The following is a 17,665-nucleotide window of genomic DNA, read 5'->3' as shown; positions in this document are numbered from 1 at the left end:
CCGGAGTTTTCCGGCCTTTTCTATTTGAGCTGTCCTGCTTTAAATCGATTCGCTTAGTACAAAATCGAGTAAAGTTGACGGCGGTACTTACTTGCCAGTGCGTTGCCTTGGCCAAGTGCGCTCAAGATATCCATAAAGACTTTCTTCACTTCACCATCTTGTGCGCCTAGGTTGGTCTTAAGAATGTTCCAAAGTAACTCTAGCGCTTCTTCATCGCGACCCACTTGGTTGTACTGAACGGCAAGTTCACACGCCAATTCAATGTTGTCAGGGTTTGCTGCTAGTTCTTGTTCAAGACGCTGAAGCTCTGGGCTTTCTGCTGCTTGAAGGTGCAGGTCTAACTTCGCGATCAAACCTTTGTAGTAGTTGTCTTGGTATTCCAGTGGAATCGCGCTTAACAGCGTTTGTGCCAATTCAAACTTTTTGGTTTCCAGCAAGCAATCTGCCATCGCCAGTTTCACGTCTCCACGGTTTTGAAGCTCTTCCGATAGCGTTTGAAGAATCGCTAATGCCTGAGCATGCTCACCTTGTTGGAGCAATTCACTTGCTTGCTTCAACTGCATCTCATCTTGGCTTGGTAGATGCTTTTGCAGCATTGCTGTAATCGCGTCAATAGGCTGAGGACCACCCATACCATCGACGGCTTGGCCGTTCATGAATAATGCGATGGTTGGTAGCACTTGCACGCCAAATTGAGAAGCAAGAGCAGGTTGCTGTTCACAGTTCAATAGAGCAAGGGTAAATGCACCGTTGTATTGCTGAGTCAGCATTTGTAGATCAGGAATCACTTGTGCGCTTTCTGGTTGAGCGCCCGCCCAAAAGTGAATCAATACAGGCGTGTTCATTGATCCTTCAAGCGTTTCACGGAAATTTTGTTCTGTTAACTCAACGATAAATGGGGATTGCATCAGAGTATCCTTGCTTTTTGTTTCTTGTCGTTGATTGTAGATATGGAGTTGATATTTGGGAAATTCAAGCGATAGAAAGGAAAAACGCTGCCGAAGCAGCGTATTCCTGATAGCAAGCGAAAGTGCTATTAAATTTGGCTAGTCCAGCACGGTTTAGAGAGTCTTGTTAGACGTTATAGTAGTGTGCTGAGTGCGGTATCAAAATAGGATGAACATGGTCAACACTACACCCACACTAAGCCAGTTAAGCTGATTTAATGTCATTATTGTCTCGCGAAAATACAAAACAGAAAGGGTGGCGATACCAAATCTATAGTGAGTATCCACATCACGTTCAGGCTCGATGGATGAAGATACTGACTTAGAAATTGATTCGAACATTGAGGTTTTCTTAACCTACATGCTCATAATGACATCACATTGTTACGGTAAAATTACATCGTGATAAAAATTTTTTATGCTGCTTGTCGCAAAATCTTATCAAGAATACGAGTTGGTAACAGGCGCTTTAATACCGCAAATACTTTGGTCGGTGTGGTGATTCGGTAGCGAATCTTTGGTTTATCACTGGTGAGTGCGTGAAGCACTGGCTCAATACAAGACTCAGCAGGAAGGACAAATTTGTTGTTCGACTTGTCGTTATCCAAACGCTGCTTTTGTCCTTCGTAAGCTGCTCTGTGGGCACTGTTTTCCACATCAATCCACTGCTCAAACGCTTTTAAGGCATTTTGTCTAAACTGGGTCTCTATCGGGCCGGGTTCGATCAGCGCAACTTTGATGTTGGTGTCCATCAATTCCAAACGTAGCGTGTCTGTCCAGCCTTCAAGAGCGAATTTAGAGGCGTTATAGGCACCACGATATTTCATCGCAGCAAACCCTAGCACAGAGCTGTTTTGGATGATTCTTCCTTCACCCTGTTTGCGCATGTGTGGCAACACTTCTCTTACGAGTTGGTGCCAGCCAAAAAAGTTGGTCTGAAATTGTGCTTGAAGTGCTTCTGTAGGTAGATCTTCTAATGCGCCAGGTTGTCCATAAGCGCCATTGTTAAATACGGCATAGAGCTTTCCCTCGGCCAGTTCCAGAGCTGTTGAAACTCCAGCAGAAATACTTTGAGGATCATTAAGATCTAACTGAATGCAGGTTAAGCCTTCACTGGTTAAGCGTTGAACGTCTTGCTCGTTGCGACAAGAGGCAATAACGTGAAAGCCCTCTTTTTGTAAAGCATGGGCACATACGTATCCGATGCCTGTGGAGCATCCGGTGATCAGAACTGACTTTTTCATATTAGGGCTCACAAAAGGCGGTAGTGAGCCTTATGATTCAACAACTTCTGTCTTGAAGCAAGTTCTTGAGTGCAGGCTCGACGCGAGAATAACTGAACTTGAAGCCAAGCTCGGTGAGCTTTTTAGGTTTGGCTCGAACGCTATCAAACAGCAAACAAGACGATTCGCCCATTGCCATGTTCATGACCCATTTAGGGGTAAACAGGATATGTGGTCGTTTGAGAGTTTTCGCCAACGTGCCGCTAAAGATTCGGTTGCTGACAGGGTGCGGGGCACACAAGTTGAACTCGCCATGAGCATGCGGTGTTTCGAGCAAATACATGATAGCCCGAACCATATCCAAAATATGAATCCAAGGCATGTACTGTTTGCCGCTTCCTAGTGGGCCGCCTAAGCCGAGCTTATAGGGGAGAAGCATTTTGGCAAGTGCTCCACCATTTTGTCCAAGCACTAAACCTGTTCGAAGTATGCAAACTCGAGTTTGCTCGGATTCTGCACGCTTGGCAATTTGCTCCCAACGAGCACAAACATAGTGCGCAAATGCCTCACTATTTACGTGTAAGCATTCGTCAAAAGGGTGGTCTTGTTGATCGCCGTAATAGCCGACCGCAGAGCCGCTAATAAATACCGCTGGCGGCTCGGTACTGGCGTGAATTAATTCAACGATTCTCTCGGTCACTTTCCACCGACTGTTACAAATGACCTCTTTCTGCTCCTTGCTCCAGCGCTTATCTGCAATCGGTTCGCCGGCAAGGTTAATCACCGCATCGACGTCATTGAGATCTTCAATCGAATCTAGGGAGTCTAGATATTCAATGTTACCGACATCGGCATGCTGTAATCGCTGTTTTGCTTGCGCAGGGTTGCGCGTCAACAAAATAACCTGATGCGTAGTCAGGAGCTTAAGGAGCTCTGAACCGATAAAGCCTGTACCGCCAGTCAGTAATATCTTCATGTCATCCCTTTGATTGTAAAACCATTCAAATATTATAGTCGTTAACCGCCTTGCATGATCATTTCAATGACTTGCGATGTCGATTTTATTATTAGTTCCTAATGGTTTAGTAGCGATTTCTTACCAAGCGATGCAAAGCTCACAGTTTGAGTAAATGTAACAGAATGTTATCAAGCATTGAGCGTTGCTCACACTTAGCTTCAGCAAACTGTGTCATGCTGAATTTAGAAAGGATGAAGCGTTGCTAGGAGGGGAATATGGAAGCATTTGTTGCTCTGTTTCGAGCCTTGCTAAGTAGCGCCCGTGATTTGCTGCCGATTGTCCTTGTTATTACCTTCTTCCAACTTGTGGTACTTCAAGAGCCGCTTCCTAATCTGGTTTCGATTTTATTCGGCCTTTTACTGGTTATTCTGGGTTTAACCTTTTTCATTTTTGGTTTAGAGCTGGGCTTATTTCCGATTGGCGAAAACATGGCGCAAGCTTTTGCCAACAAAGGGAGTGTGTTTTGGCTGCTGATTTTCGCATTCTGTTTAGGCTTCGGGACAACCATTGCTGAACCGGCATTGACGGCTGTAGCGGAAGAAGCTTCGGAGGTGGCGGCCGAGGGAGGGATGATCGCCAATACTGAGCAATCAATGGAGGAATACGCAGATGGCTTGCGCTTAACGGTCGCTTTGTCGGTGGGGGTGGCGATTGTATTAGGCGTGCTTCGGATTCTTAAAGGTTGGCCGATTCAATATATGATCATCGGTGGCTACATCGGTGTTGTGATCCTGACGGGATTTGCGCCGGAATCCATCATCGGTGTGGCTTACGATTCTGGCGGTGTGACGACTTCTACCATAACGGTGCCATTGGTGACTGCGCTTGGGGTTGGACTGGCGTCGGCGATTAAAGGTCGAAATCCTATGATTGATGGGTTTGGACTTATCGCTTTTGCCTCTTTGTTACCGATGATGTTTGTCATGGTTTACGGGATGGTGGTGGCATGATTTCCTTTGCGCATTTCATCGATACTTTTATCTCAACCATCAGTGATGTGGTTCCTATCGCGACCATTATCTTCGGTTTTCAGTTGGCAGTGCTGCGTCGTCCCGTTTCAAACTTACCCAAAGTAATACTTGGCTTTGGTTACGTTATTTTAGGGTTATCGTTGTTTTTGCTTGGTTTGGAGATGGCGTTGTTTCCACTTGGTGAAACCATGGCGACTCAATTGACCGCACCTGATTTCCTTCGGGAGTTTAAAGTTTCAATTGGCCAAGCCTTAAGTTGGGTTGATTACTATTGGGTGTACATTTTTGCGTTCTTTATTGGTTTTAGCACTACGATTGCGGAGCCTTCTCTCATCGCGGTCGCCATCAAAGCCAATCAAGTGTCTGGCGGCAGTATTAGTGTGAATGGATTACGTGTTGCCGTCGCATTAGGTGTTGCGGTGGGTATTGCACTTGGAAGCTACCGGATTGTGGTGGGCGACCCGATTCATTACTACATCATCGCGGGTTACATTGTGGTGGTGATTCAAACCTTTTATGCGCCAAAGCTAATTGTGCCTTTGGCCTACGATTCCGGTGGTGTGACGACGTCGACGGTGACTGTTCCCTTGGTGACTGCTCTTGGCTTGGGGTTAGCGTCAACGGTTCCGGGACGAAACCCAATGATTGATGGCTTCGGTTTGATCGCCTTTGCCAGTTTATTCCCAATGATTTCTGTTATGGGCTACGCCCAAATCACCCAGTGGTTGAACAAAGAGACCGCGGAGGAGAAAGAAAATGCGCTTTAAATTGATTCTGGCCTTTGTTGAAGACAGCAAAACCGACAAAGTGCTTGATGCCGCACGTGATGCCGGTGCGACAGGTGCAACCGTGATCAACAATGCTCGGGGGCAAGGTTTAAACCAAAAACGAACTTTCTTTGGTCTGACTCTAGAAGTACAAAAAGACGTGTTGTTGTTTGTGGTGGAAGAGCATTTATCGAGGCACATTTTGGAGACAATCAGTGAGGTCGGGGAGTTTGATCAAGAGTCTGGTCAAGGCATCGCAGTGCAGATTGATGTGGAAGACGCAGTGGGCGTCGCACACCAAGTAGAGAAACTGACCAAAGTAGTAGAGGACGAATTATGAGCCATCATGAGTTGATTCGAGTTAGAGACGTAATGGCAGCGACCTACATCATTGTTGATGGGTTAATTACGGTCCATGAAGGGATAACCTTGGCAAGAAAGAGTGAAGTGAAAGCGCTTGTGGTGAAAAAACGCGATGAGGATGATGAGTACGGAATTGTACTAATGAACGATATCGCGAAAAAAGTATTAGCGAAAAACCGCTCGCCACAACGAACCAATCTTTATGAAATCATGACCAAGCCAGCGCTTTCTGTCGATCCTAATATGAACGTGAAATATTGCGCGCGTTTATTTGAGCGCTTCGGTATTAGTCGTGCACCAGTGATTGAAAACGGTGAGGTTATTGGCATGGTGAGTTACAACAATATCGTGATTAACGGCATGGCACGAGAAGAGTTATAGGCGTGTTTGTTGTGAGGCTCACTCATAATTAGGGCAATAAGTTTTCTCAGGTGAGCGACATTTAGCAAACCCCATTCGAATTGCTTATCTGTGCCATTGCATATCCGCAATCTGAGGCTTATTCTTTGAGAATTAAAGAAATAATTGAGGATGTCATGTCATGCCGCTAGTCGCTTGTCCTGTATGTGAGAAACAAATTTCAAAACGAGCTCATACCTGTCCAGGGTGCGGAGAACCCGACCCATTAAATCATTTAGCTAAGTCTAAGTTCCTATCGATGATCTTTTGGGCGGTGGTCTTGGTCGGTGCCGGTTACTTTGCGTGGTTCTACTTGGTGCCAATGTTGGTTGAGATGCTTCGTAACCACTAGTTTCTTACTTCGGTTGAGCTTCTATAAGAATGCCGTAGAATACCCTCATTACTTTTGAGGAGACGATGTCGTGAAATTATTTTTTGCCTCAGACTTGCACGGCTCTTTGCCAGCAACCGAAGAAACCATTCAGCTTTATTTAGCCTCTGGTGCCGATCATCTTATCTTGTTGGGTGATACGCTCAACCATGGGCCAAGAAACCCGGTTCCAGAAGGTTACAATCCTCCACAAGTCGCGGAGTTGCTTAACCAGTACAGTGAGCAGATCATTTCTGTGCGCGGTAACTGTGACAGCGAAGTAGACCAAATGCTGCTGAACTTCCCAATGATGACAGACTACGCTTGGTTGCTATTAGAATCAGGCAAGCGTGTGTTCCTCACTCATGGTCACTTGTACAACAGCGCGAAACGTCCACCACTGCGTGAAGGCGATATCATTGCTCATGGCCATACTCATGTCCCAGTGGCAGAGATGCAAGAAGGGGCGGTGATTTTTAATCCTGGTTCTATGACCTTCCCAAGAAACGGATTACCACGCAGTTATGGTTTGATGGAAGGTAATACGCTGACAGTGCAAACACCAGAAGGTGAAGTGCTAGCTCAGACCACGATTTAACGATCGAGTTATCGAATAAATCGTGAATTGGATAAAGAAGCAAGGGAGCCAATTGGCTCCCTATTTTGTATCTGAATGCCCCAAATCGCGCTCTGGATCGATGATGTCTCTTACACGTTGCTTTAGAATTTTGGCTTCAGGGAAACCTCCGTCTTTTTTACGTTCCCAAATCTGGACTCCATTGCAAAAAATCTCAAAACGGCCACCCGTATCAGGATGTAAGCTGACGGTTTCAATCTCTTCACTGAACGTATGAAGCAATTCTTGTGATAGCCAAGTTGAACGCAACATCCAATTGCACTGACGACAGTAGTGAATGTTTATGATGGCTTTATCCATTTCTTATTTCCTTTCTTTAAATACTAAAGCAGTAGTTTTATTCCCACCGCAAAGGTGAGGATCTCAAACGCGATTTTGATAATTCGATTGCTGTACTTTGTCGCCGCCCATGCACCTAAGCTGCCGCCTAAAAATGAACTCACTAATAAAACCGGTAACCAGGCCCAATGAATTGGTGCTCCGGCTTGTACCACTGCGACGCCACCAATACCGTTCCAAAACAGACCGACACAAATCATTGTGTAGGCCACCGCTTGCTTGTAGTCGTAACCAAACCAACGAACAAGGAAGAGGGTAACAAGTAAGCCAGAACCAGCAGTCAACGAGCCATTCACTACACCAATGAACATCAAACCTAACCCGCCGACTATCCAGCCAAAGGTATCACGATGAATTGGTATCTCTGTCTGGCCCAGTTGTTTCTTAAAGCGAGAGTAAATTCCAAGAGCAAGGATCATCGCCCCGAGCATTTTCTCTGCGATGTTGTCGGGGATTTGGACAATCAGATTAGCGCCAATCACGACTCCGATGCTGCCCACCAGAATCAGATAAAGCGCGACTTTAGGTTTTATTGTGCCTGCTTTTAGATGCGTACTCGCAGCACCAAGTCCAAGGGCAACGGAAGCGACTTTATGCGTTCCTAGTGCGACGGAGAAAGGCAAACCAAGAAAGATCAATAACGGAAATTGCAGTAACCCAGCGCCACCACCAGAGAGCGAAGCGAGCGTATTTGCGATAAGAGAACCAAAGAAGAGAGTGAGGGTATCTAGCCAGTCCATGTGCAAAATAAAAGGGGGCATCTTGCCCCCTTATCATCGAATCAAAATCAGTTTCTAAACAGTACCGTAGAACCGTGGTTCAGGCTAGTCAGTAGTAACGTTTTTTCGTTCACTACGTCAATGCGACGGCTTTGCTCTGCATCCAACTTAAAGATTTGTGTGATGAGACGAAGTTGTGACTCAGAGAAATCTTTAGATTGAGAAGCTGAAATATCTTTGAATTCAGCTGGTGAGACAAGCAAGTAGTTATCGCTCACTTCCCAACGGCCTTTTTCAGAAATATTGATCGTGGATTCTGTATTAGAACCTTGAGCAAACAGGCGAATGTTTGCCACGCGAATGTAATCGCCATTAGGCAAGTACTTCACATTCGATTCCACATTGACTTTACGTAGAGGACCAACCGTATCGTCTGGCAAGTTATCGGTGATCAGTGTCACCATAGTCGATTGCCATTCGTTTGATGTGAGAACCTGTTCTATCTTCAGGTCACTTCCCCAGTATAACCAACCACTAAAAAGGATTGATACGGCCAAAACCGCAGATGCTATCTTAATCTTCATTTCAGCCTCCTTTAATTGCAGATGTCTGTTGGGTCATTACGACCAGCGAAAATACGCAGCGTCACGTTCTCGTAGGAATGCTCGCTGTCGTGAATGTAGTTCAGTATCAGTTGGTTGTTTTGACCACCAGTTGCGATCACTTCTACCGGAGAGGACTCTTCTGCGTGGTGCTCCACGTAGCGTTTGATGCATTGCTCAATTGAAGGCATCCAATCATTTAACTGAGGGTGGTTAACTGGTGTCATTACCGGAACGTTGTGGTATTCACCAATTTGACGGAATTGAGATTCCGCAGGGTTAGTCAGCATCAGTACACAAACAGGCAGCAAGACTGCAACCACAACTAAAATACGAAACAGCCAGTTTGCGTTCTTTTGTGATGGGGCTGTTTTAGGTTTTTCAACCGTCACTTCAGCTTCTGTTGTCTTGTCTACCGGAGTCTCAACCGCAGATTCAGCAAATTGCTCTAGGTCGACAACGGGTGCTTCGTTCTCTTCTTCTTGTTCATCAAGTTCAGGGATTGAATCAGAAGAAAGCGGGCTTAAGCGCTCAACAGTACTGATAAGTTGGTAGCCGCGTTTTGGTACGGTTTTTACGAATTCTGGTGATTTTGTTGAGTCCTTCAACATTTTACGCAGCGTCGAGATAGCCTGAGTTAGGCTTGAATCATCCACCTCAAAGCCTTGCTCACGCCAAACGAACTCGTGCAGCTCGTTACGCGTTATCACTTCGTTAGGTCTCTCTGCCAACATGAGGAGAATACGGCTTTCGTTGCTTCCTAATCGTACAACTTCGTTGCCATTTTGTTGGTCAGCGAGCGAATTACTATTTGGGTCAAAGACAAATCTTTGAGCAAGCAGAAATTTGGTGCCTATGTTAGTCATTTAGTTCTTCTTAGATGGATGATTCTGTAATTATAGTGATTTGCGTCACATAACAAGGCGTGCGCAAAAAGACATGTGCTACGTTTTAGATGCTTTTAGGGACGTAGGATAATTAAAATTTTCTAAAAAAACACCGTTTTTAGCAATATTGACCTTGAATTTACATTTGTCAGCCACATGTTAAATGACATCTTAGTAATGTCGCTTTTATGAGGCGGCGGTTAGGGCTTTGTCATTAAAAGTCTATTTAGTTTAGATGTTATGGAGCAAACATGAGCGAAACCGTATCTCAAAACAAAGAAACTCGTGGCTTTCAATCAGAAGTAAAACAACTACTTCACCTGATGATTCACTCTCTTTATTCCAACAAAGAGATTTTCCTACGTGAGTTGATCTCAAACGCGTCTGACGCATCAGATAAGCTTCGTTTCAAAGCGCTATCTACTCCAGATTTATACGAGGGTAATGCTGACCTTGGCGTTAAGCTAGCGTTTGATGAAAATGCTAACACATTAACCATCTCTGATAACGGCATCGGTATGAGCCGTGATGATGTGATTGAACATTTAGGCACGATTGCAAAATCAGGGACAGCAGAATTTTTCTCAAAGCTGTCGGATGAGCAGAGCAAAGACTCTCAACTTATTGGTCAGTTCGGTGTGGGTTTCTACTCTGCATTCATCGTTGCGGATGCCGTAACGGTTCGCACTCGTGCGGCTGGTCTTCCTGCTGAAGAAGCCGTTCAATGGCACTCAGCTGGCGAAGGTGATTACACCATCGAGACTATCACGAAAGACTCTCGTGGTACTGACATCGTGCTTCACATGCGTGAAGAGGGCAAAGAGTTCCTAAACGAATGGCGTCTACGTGATGTGATCAGCAAATACTCTGACCATATTGGTATCCCTGTTTCTATCCAAACTGCGGTTCGCGATGACGAAGGCAAAGAAACGGGTGAGAAGAAGTGGGAGCAAATTAACAAAGCTCAAGCACTTTGGACACGCAATAAATCCGATATCTCGGATGAAGAGTACCAAGAGTTCTACAAACACGTTTCTCATGACTTCGCTGATCCTCTTACTTGGAGTCATAACCGTGTAGAAGGTAAGAACGATTACACGAGCTTGCTTTACATCCCTGCGAAAGCACCATGGGATATGATGAACCGTGATCATAAATCAGGCTTAAAACTGTATGTACAACGCGTATTCATCATGGATGACGCTGAGCAGTTTATGCCTTCTTACTTGCGCTTTATTCGTGGTTTGATTGATTCAAACGATCTGCCGTTGAACGTATCACGCGAAATTCTGCAAGATAACAAGGTCACTCAGTCACTTCGCAACGCATGTACCAAGCGTGTACTTACTATGCTTGAGCGTATGGCGAAGAATGATGAAGAGAAATACCAATCATTCTGGAAAGAGTTCGGCCTTGTCATGAAGGAAGGCGTTGCAGAAGACATGGCAAACAAAGAGAAAGTTGCTGGTCTATTGCGCTTTGCGTCTACTGAAGTGGACTCTGCTGAACAAACCGTTGGTTTAGCTTCTTACATTGAACGCATGAAAGAAGGCCAAGATAAGATTTACTACCTAACGGCAGACAGCTACGCAGCTGCGAAGAACAGCCCGCACTTAGAGCAGTTCAAAGCGAAAGGCATCGAAGTTATCTTGATGTTTGACCGCATTGATGAGTGGTTGATGAACTACCTGACTGAGTTTGATGGTAAGCAGTTCCAGTCGATTACTAAAGCAGGCTTAGACCTAAGTAAGTTTGAAGACGAAGCGGAAAAAGAAAAGCAGAAAGAAACGGAAGAAGAGTTCAAATCTGTTGTTGAGCGCACCCAGTCTTACCTAGGTGACCGAGTAAAAGAGGTTCGTACGACGTTCAAACTTGCGACTACGCCAGCCGTTGTCGTGACGGATGATTTCGAAATGGGCACGCAGATGGCGAAGCTTCTTGAGGCCGCTGGTCAAGCGGTGCCAGAAGTGAAATACATCTTTGAAATTAACCCAGAGCATGAGCTAGTGAAGCGCATGGCGGACGAAGTGGATGAAGAAGCATTCGGACGTTGGGTAGAGGTGCTACTAGGTCAAGCGATGTTAGCAGAGCGCGGTTCGATGGAAGACCCAACGCAATTTGTCGGTGCTATTAACAAGCTTTTGACTAAGGTTTAATAACCAAACATCAATAAAAAGCTCGCGAAATGCGAGCTTTTTGTTTGTAAACGCATAGATTCACACTTTGAGTGTTGAGTTAGTAATCAATAAAGCTCGAAAGCAGGCATTGCTAACATTCTTTAGTCTTAATCTGCTCATTGCGCAGTGAACCTGTGTTAGAATCGCAACACTTGAATGTGAGTAATAAGGCGTGTATTTTGGCTCGCCTAAACGTTATACCGAAACTTATCGTTGTGAGCACTTCGTAGGGTTAGTGACCTGGAAGTCCAATTATTGTGAGCTTCGGTATAAATCTTAAATATTAAAGAGGATAAATCATGCGCATCATTCTTCTAGGTGCTCCAGGTGCAGGTAAAGGCACACAAGCAAACTTCATCATGGATAAATACGGTATTCCACAAATCTCTACTGGTGATATGCTTCGTGCTGCTATCAAAGCAGGTACAGAACTTGGCAAACAAGCTAAAGCTGTTATCGACGCTGGTCAGCTAGTTTCTGATGAAATCATCCTTGGCCTAATCAAAGAGCGTATCGCTCAAGACGATTGCGAAAAAGGTTTCCTACTAGATGGTTTCCCACGCACTATCCCTCAGGCTGATGGCCTAAAAGAAATGGGCGTTGACGTAGATTACGTTATCGAATTCGACGTAGCTGACGACGTGATCGTTGAGCGTATGGCGGGTCGTCGTGCTCACCTTCCTTCAGGTCGTACTTACCACGTTGTTTACAACCCACCTAAAGTGGAAGGTAAGGATGACGTTACTGGTGAAGACCTTGTTGTTCGTGATGACGACAAAGAAGAAACAGTACGTGCACGTCTAGGCGTTTACCACGAGCAAACTGCTCCGCTTATCAACTACTACGGCAAAGAAGCTGAAGCAGGCAACACTAAGTACCTTAAATTCGACGGTACTAAGCAAGTTGCAGAAGTAAGCGCAGATATTGAGAAAGCGCTAGCATAATTTGCTAACGGCAAAATTTAATATTTTGATATATTTAAAAGCGACCCTCGGGTCGCTTTTTTATTTAGCCTGAAAGTACGCTGAACCATTTGGTTCGATGCGCCGTACAAACCAAGCCGTTTACCATGAATAGGATGTTATGAAAAACAACAATAATAAACAGGGCGTGTTACTGGTTAACTTAGGTACGCCTGATGAGCCAACCGCACCGGCCGTTAAACGCTTTCTAAGTCAGTTTCTTCATGATCACCGTGTCGTTGATATGACGCGTTGGCTTTGGTGTCCGATTCTTCACGGTGTCATTCTACCAATCCGCTCTCCAAAAGTAGCCAAGCTTTATCAATCGGTATGGATGGAAGAGGGCTCACCTTTGATGGTGTATTCCAAACGACAAGCTCAGAAGCTCGCTGCGGCACTTGATATGCCTGTTGAGTTAGGCATGACTTATGGCAACCCAAGTCTGCAATCAGGCTTTGAAGCGTTGCAAGCTCAAGGCGTAGAAGAAGTGATTGTATTGCCGCTTTATCCGCAATACTCAGGCACTACGACTGCAGCTGTTTCTGATGGCATGACGAAAGCATTCAAAAACATACCAGTAATGCCAGAGTTTAGCTTTATCCGCGACTACCACAATCATCCTAAGTACATCGCAGCACTCGCTCAATCAGTTCGTGAACATTGGGCAGAACATGGTCAAGGTGATTACCTACTTTGCTCGTACCATGGTATCCCTAAGCGCTACGCAGACAACGGAGATATCTATCCTAAGCATTGTGCAGAGACAACACGCTTGCTTGGAGAAGCGCTAGGTTTGAGTGACGACCAGATCGGCATGACTTACCAGTCTCGCTTTGGTCGAGAAGAGTGGCTACAACCATACACGGACAAGACACTAGAAGTGCTACCAAGTCAGGGCAAGAAGAAGCTCAACGTGCTGACTCCTGCGTTCTCTGCAGACTGTTTAGAAACGTTGGAAGAGATCTCAGAAGAGTGCCGAGAGATTTACCTAGAAGCAGGGGGCGAGAGCTTCAGCTACATTCCATGTCTTAACGATAACGATGACCACATCGAGATGATGGTAGAGTTAGTTCGCTCTAAGCTGTAACCGTTGATTCGAACGCGTCTTAAAGTGGCGCGGATAAGAGACAACAAAAAGGGTCGCGATTGCGACCCTTTGTTTTTATTTGCACTTTATATTAAGCGATTTGGGTTTGTTGCTCTTCAATTTGTTCCGCTGTGCTGTGCGTGTTTTCAGCGCCATGCATCCAACGAACGAGTGTGTTAGAGAACAACAGTAGAATCACACCAGAAACAGTCGCTGTTACTGCGATACCGCTGAAGATTGCTAGTGCGCCTAGTTCACCTACGTGAGAGCCAACATAACCAGCAACGTAGTTTGCGATCGCGTTACAACCGAACCATGCACCCATCATTAGTGATGCAAGACGTAGCGGAGCTAGCTTAGTTACTAGAGATAGACCAATAGGAGATAGACACAGTTCACCCAACGTATGGAAGAAGAAAGCGCCTACTAGCCATAGCATTGATGTTTTAACCGCAGTATCACCACCTTGCTCCATAACAGCACCGACCATACATAGGAAGCCTAGTGCTAGGAAGAACATCGCAAAAGCGAACTTCATTGGTGAGTTAGGTTCACGTTTACCCAGTTTCACCCATAAAACGGCTAATACAGGTGCAAGAGTAATAATGAAGAATGGGTTTAGTGATTGGAACCACGCAGCAGGAACTTCAAAGCCACCGATCATACGATCTGTGTATTGCTGCGTGTAGATGTTCATTAGACCGCCAGCCTGCTCAAAGCCCGCCCAGAAAACGATAGTAAACAGACTCATTACAAGGATAACCTTGATACGATCGACTTCTTCTTTCGTTAGAGGCTCTTTTTTCGCAGATTTCTTAATTGCTAAGTCACGTTTAGCTGCAGGTACGCGGCCAATGTCACCTAACCAAGATTGCGCCATAGTCATTTGCATCACAAGGCTGATGATCATACCAACACCAGCGGCAATGAAACCCGCTTTCCAACCAAATTCATTGGTTACTGAACCTGAAACAACACCAGCAAGTAGCGCACCTAGGTTAATACCCATATAGAAGATAGTGAACGCGCCATCACGACGGTTATCGCCTTCGTTGTAAAGGTCACCAACCATGGTTGAAATGTTTGGCTTAAATAGGCCGTTACCACAGATAAGCAGAGCAAGACCTAGGTAGAAAGTGTGTAGAGAGCCAAGACCTAGTGCATCTGCTGGCATTGCTAGTGTGAACTGGCCAATAGCCATTAACGCACCACCAATCAGGATTGAACGGCGTTGACCCAAGTAGTTATCCGCAAGGTAACCACCGATAAGAGGTGTGATGTAGACAAGTCCAGTATAGATGCCGTAAAGGTCTAGGGCATCTTTAGTCGACCAGCCAAGACCACCATTCATTGTTGTGTCAGTTAAATACAGTACTAGAATGGCGCGCATTGCGTAGTAAGAAAAGCGTTCCCATAGTTCTGTACCGAACAGAAGGAACAAGCCACGTGGGTGACCAAAGTATTGATGTTGGTTTGACATAAGCTCTTCTAATAGTAGTTATTACATTTTTTAACGAAATCTACGTATACATGTCATTTTGATGACTTACAAACAATAAAATTTTATGTGACGATTCGTTTGCCTTATTAAATGATGGTTCTACGTTGATTTGGTGGGCTTTTCGTCGGTGAATTGGTCGTGTTACAAACTTACTTTTCATTTTTGTCTATAGACTTATTTTCTTAACCTTATGAAAAGGTGTAAGTTGTATGTGCAATATAAAGTGGCTTATTGATAGGTTGCTTGAATATCCATGACTCATCTTGGCCTTAATGCTAGGATGAAACAAAAACATAATTGGCTAGTAATAAAATGAAACGTTGGTATTTATTGTATTGTAAACGAGGAGAGCAAGTTAGGGCTAAGCAACACCTTGAAAACCAAGGCGTAGAGTGCTTTTACCCAACTTTCGAGGTCGAAAAGATCTTGCGAGGTAAGCGACAGAAAGTCGAAGAACCTTTGTTCCCTTGTTATGTTTTTGCCCGATTTGACTACGAACAGGGCCCTAATTTTACTTCAGTTCGCTCTACGCGAGGTGTAGTAGACTTTGTTCGTTTTGGCGCTCAGCCTAAAGAGATACAGGGCGATTTGGTGTATGAGCTCAAACAGCTTGATAAATGCGTAGACGAGCAGGCAAGTGATGAATGTATGCCTCAACCTGGCGATCAGGTTCGTGTGAAGAGCGGTCAGTTTGCGGGCATTGATGCCATCTTCCAAGAACAAGATGGTGAGAAACGTTCAATTATGCTGGTTCAGATGATCACCAAGCGTGTACCTGTCAGCATAGACAACAGCGATTTAGATTTAAAATAGTCTAATTCCATCAAACATAAAAAAGAGGTGCGAAAGCACCTCTTTTTGATCGTATCTATTATGTCTTTCATAAAGGGCTGGTGGAGCCAACCCTTATTGATGTCGCTTAAAACTAGTATGAATCGTTGTGAACGGTCTGTACTGCACGGCCTGATGGGTCAACACAGTTTTGGAACGACTCATCCCATTCAATCGCTTTCGCTGAAGAACACGCTACTGAAGGGCCGCCAGGAACACACTCTGCCGCAGATGGCAGTGGGAACAACTCTTCAAAGATTTCGCGGTATACATAACCTTCTTTTGTTGTTGGTGTGTTGTAAGGGAAACGGTATTGCGCTGTTTCCATTTGCTGGTCCGTCACTTTCTGTTCTGCTACTTCTTTCAACGTATCGATCCAGCTGTAGCCTACGCCATCAGAGAACTGCTCTTTTTGACGCCATGCGATCGATTCTGGCAGGTAGTGCTCGAAACACTCACGAAGAATGTGTTTCTCCATCTTGCCGTTGCCACACATCTTGTCGGCTGGGTTCAAGCGCATTGCTACATCAATGAACTCTTTATCTAGGAAAGGTACACGGCCTTCTACCCCCCACGCTGCTAGTGATTTGTTAGCACGTGCGCAGTCAAACATGTTTAGAGCTAGAAGTTTACGTACCGTCTCTTCGTGGAACTCTTGAGCGTTTGGTGCTTTGTGGAAGTACAAGTAACCACCAAAGATTTCATCGGCGCCTTCGCCAGACAGTACCATCTTGATGCCCATCGCTTTGATCTTACGACCCATTAGGAACATCGGAGTAGAAGCTCGAATCGTTGTTACATCATAAGTTTCAATGTGGTAAATCACATCACGAATCGCGTCCAAACCTTCTTGGATGGTGTACGTCATTTCGTGGTGAACCGTACCAATTTGGTCGGCAACTTCACGAGCCGCTTTCAGATCAGGTGCGCCTTCTAGACCGACAGCAAAAGAGTGCAGCTGTGGCCACCAAGCTTCAGACTTTTCGTCGTCTTCAATACGCATCGCTGCAAAGCGTTTTGCTACCGCAGATGTAATAGAAGAATCTAGACCGCCTGAAAGAAGTACACCGTAAGGCACGTCAGTCATCAGTTGGCGCTTGACCGCTGCTTCTAGCGCTTCAGTCAATTCTTCTTTGCTAGTGCTGTTGCCTTGTACTGCTGCATACTCGTTCCAGTCACGGATGTAGTAGCGTTGAGGCTCTGCATCTGCACTGCCGTAGTGACAACCTGGAGGGAACTCGCTCACGGTCTTACATACTGGTACTAGTGCTTTCATTTCTGAAGCAACGTAGTAGTTGCCGTGCTCATCGTAACCTTGGTAAAGCGGAATGATACCGATGTGGTCACGACCTACTAAGTATTCATCTTTTTCTTCATCGTAAAGTACGAATGCGAAAATACCGTTTAGTTCTTCAAGAAGGTCTGCGCCCATGTCTTGGTATAGCGCTAGGATAACTTCACAATCTGAATCGGTTTGGAACTCGTATTTGCCTTCGTAGCGAGCACGAATCTCTTTGTGGTTGTAGATTTCACCGTTTACAGCAAGGATGAGTTTTTTATCAGGGCTGTATAGTGGTTGCGCACCACTATTTAGGCCAACGATCGCTAGACGTTCATGCGCTAGAATTGCGCGCTCTGATGAATAAATACCAGACCAGTCTGGACCGCGGTGACGAAGCTTTTTCGACATCTCAAGGGCGATAGGGCGCAATGCTGCTGCATCGCTCTTAATGTCTAAAATGCCAAATACTGAACACATACAACATCCTTTTTAAACTAAACAATTTTTAATCGGTATGGGTTCAATTTGCCATTCTGAGTAAAAAAAGCAACGTTTGATGATTAAAAAAATGATAAAAAGGCTT

General features: G+C 45.1%; 20 protein-coding genes. 10 read left to right on the top strand and 10 right to left on the bottom strand.

The features are described from left to right. Positions 1-53: 53 nt before the first annotated feature. The 4 genes from VCHENC03_RS06000 to VCHENC03_RS06010 all read right to left on the bottom strand — a co-directional run bounded on the left by VCHENC03_RS06000 (position 54) and on the right by VCHENC03_RS06010 (position 3,146). Positions 54-908 (bottom strand): thioredoxin family protein, encoded by an 855-nt coding sequence (locus VCHENC03_RS06000; protein ID WP_009707235.1) that lies wholly within the window; start codon positions 906-908, stop codon positions 54-56. A gap of 198 nt (positions 909-1,106) precedes the next feature. Next, positions 1,107-1,289, bottom strand: a complete 183-nt coding sequence (locus VCHENC03_RS27845) for a hypothetical protein (RefSeq protein WP_009707234.1) — start codon at positions 1,287-1,289, stop codon at positions 1,107-1,109. A gap of 74 nt (positions 1,290-1,363) precedes the next feature. Continuing rightward, positions 1,364-2,191 (bottom strand): SDR family oxidoreductase, encoded by an 828-nt coding sequence (locus VCHENC03_RS06005; RefSeq protein WP_009707233.1) that lies wholly within the window; start codon positions 2,189-2,191, stop codon positions 1,364-1,366. A gap of 37 nt (positions 2,192-2,228) precedes the next feature. Next, entirely contained in the window at positions 2,229-3,146 is a 918-nt protein-coding gene (locus VCHENC03_RS06010) for a TIGR01777 family oxidoreductase (protein WP_009707232.1), read from the bottom strand. A 257-nt stretch (positions 3,147-3,403) separates the two neighbouring features. Here VCHENC03_RS06010 and VCHENC03_RS06015 point away from each other — a divergent pair, with 257 nt between their 5' ends. From VCHENC03_RS06015 to yfcE, 6 genes are all read left to right on the top strand, one after another. Then, positions 3,404-4,138, top strand: a complete 735-nt coding sequence (locus VCHENC03_RS06015; RefSeq protein ID WP_005436927.1) for a DUF1538 domain-containing protein — start codon at positions 3,404-3,406, stop codon at positions 4,136-4,138. Then, positions 4,135-4,926: a DUF1538 domain-containing protein gene (locus tag VCHENC03_RS06020; RefSeq protein ID WP_009707231.1), complete on the top strand. Its 792-nt coding sequence runs from the start codon at positions 4,135-4,137 to the stop codon at positions 4,924-4,926. The genes VCHENC03_RS06015 and VCHENC03_RS06020 overlap by 4 nt, the downstream gene beginning before the upstream one ends. Then, complete coding sequence (locus VCHENC03_RS06025) at positions 4,916-5,266, top strand: P-II family nitrogen regulator (protein ID WP_005436932.1); 351 nt, start codon at positions 4,916-4,918, stop codon at positions 5,264-5,266. The genes VCHENC03_RS06020 and VCHENC03_RS06025 overlap by 11 nt, the downstream gene beginning before the upstream one ends. Further along, positions 5,263-5,670 carry a CBS domain-containing protein gene (locus VCHENC03_RS06030; protein ID WP_009707230.1) on the top strand — a complete coding sequence of 136 codons (408 nt, stop codon included), beginning with the start codon at positions 5,263-5,265 and terminating at the stop codon, positions 5,668-5,670. The genes VCHENC03_RS06025 and VCHENC03_RS06030 overlap by 4 nt, the downstream gene beginning before the upstream one ends. Before the next feature lie 160 nt (positions 5,671-5,830). Then, on the top strand, positions 5,831-6,040 hold the full coding sequence (locus VCHENC03_RS06035) for a hypothetical protein (RefSeq protein WP_009707229.1): 210 nt from the start codon (positions 5,831-5,833) through the stop codon (positions 6,038-6,040). 70 nt (positions 6,041-6,110) lie between these two features. Continuing rightward, a complete protein-coding gene (gene yfcE, locus VCHENC03_RS06040; protein ID WP_005436936.1) occupies positions 6,111-6,656 on the top strand; it encodes a phosphodiesterase in 546 nt (181 codons plus the stop codon). A gap of 60 nt (positions 6,657-6,716) precedes the next feature. On the opposite strand, the gene VCHENC03_RS06045 is transcribed toward yfcE, so the two are convergent. The 4 genes from VCHENC03_RS06045 to VCHENC03_RS06060 are packed head-to-tail and all read right to left on the bottom strand — an operon-like array spanning position 6,717 to position 9,221. Further along, positions 6,717-6,995, bottom strand: coding sequence for a SelT/SelW/SelH family protein (locus VCHENC03_RS06045; RefSeq protein ID WP_009707228.1), 279 nt, complete (start codon positions 6,993-6,995; stop codon positions 6,717-6,719). Positions 6,996-7,018: 23 nt separating this feature from the next. Then, the gene (locus VCHENC03_RS06050; RefSeq protein WP_009707227.1) at positions 7,019-7,774 is read right to left on the bottom strand and encodes a sulfite exporter TauE/SafE family protein; all 756 of its coding nucleotides are present in this window, start codon (positions 7,772-7,774) and stop codon (positions 7,019-7,021) included. Positions 7,775-7,821: 47 nt separating this feature from the next. Continuing rightward, a complete protein-coding gene (toxS, locus tag VCHENC03_RS06055; RefSeq protein ID WP_009707226.1) occupies positions 7,822-8,337 on the bottom strand; it encodes a transmembrane regulator ToxS in 516 nt (171 codons plus the stop codon). Positions 8,338-8,348: 11 nt separating this feature from the next. After that, the gene (locus tag VCHENC03_RS06060; protein WP_009707225.1) at positions 8,349-9,221 is read right to left on the bottom strand and encodes a winged helix-turn-helix domain-containing protein; all 873 of its coding nucleotides are present in this window, start codon (positions 9,219-9,221) and stop codon (positions 8,349-8,351) included. Positions 9,222-9,493: 272 nt separating this feature from the next. On the opposite strand from VCHENC03_RS06060, the gene htpG reads away from it, so the two are divergent. From htpG to hemH, 3 genes are all read left to right on the top strand, one after another. Beyond that, positions 9,494-11,398: a molecular chaperone HtpG gene (htpG, locus tag VCHENC03_RS06065; protein ID WP_009707224.1), complete on the top strand. Its 1,905-nt coding sequence runs from the start codon at positions 9,494-9,496 to the stop codon at positions 11,396-11,398. A gap of 320 nt (positions 11,399-11,718) precedes the next feature. Beyond that, positions 11,719-12,363, top strand: a complete 645-nt coding sequence (adk, locus tag VCHENC03_RS06070; protein WP_005425498.1) for an adenylate kinase — start codon at positions 11,719-11,721, stop codon at positions 12,361-12,363. Between the two features lie 139 nt (positions 12,364-12,502). Then, positions 12,503-13,468, top strand: coding sequence for a ferrochelatase (gene hemH / locus VCHENC03_RS06075; protein ID WP_009707223.1), 966 nt, complete (start codon positions 12,503-12,505; stop codon positions 13,466-13,468). Positions 13,469-13,559: 91 nt separating this feature from the next. On the opposite strand, the gene VCHENC03_RS06080 is transcribed toward hemH, so the two are convergent. Next, a complete protein-coding gene (locus VCHENC03_RS06080; protein WP_009707222.1) occupies positions 13,560-14,948 on the bottom strand; it encodes a peptide MFS transporter in 1,389 nt (462 codons plus the stop codon). Between the two features lie 333 nt (positions 14,949-15,281). Between VCHENC03_RS06080 and rfaH the strand changes: the two genes are divergently transcribed. Then, complete coding sequence (rfaH, locus tag VCHENC03_RS06085; RefSeq protein ID WP_005436951.1) at positions 15,282-15,782, top strand: transcription/translation regulatory transformer protein RfaH; 501 nt, start codon at positions 15,282-15,284, stop codon at positions 15,780-15,782. A gap of 112 nt (positions 15,783-15,894) precedes the next feature. Here rfaH and asnB read toward each other — a convergent pair whose 3' ends face one another. Further along, positions 15,895-17,559: an asparagine synthase B gene (gene asnB / locus VCHENC03_RS06090; protein ID WP_009707221.1), complete on the bottom strand. Its 1,665-nt coding sequence runs from the start codon at positions 17,557-17,559 to the stop codon at positions 15,895-15,897. Positions 17,560-17,665 lie beyond the last annotated feature (106 nt).

It is taken from the genome of Vibrio sp. HENC-03 (genome assembly GCF_000305755.2).
In the GTDB taxonomy this organism is placed as follows: domain Bacteria; phylum Pseudomonadota; class Gammaproteobacteria; order Enterobacterales; family Vibrionaceae; genus Vibrio; species Vibrio owensii.
Note: the sequence above shows the minus strand (reverse complement) of the source record. Positions and strands in the feature narration are given on the sequence as shown.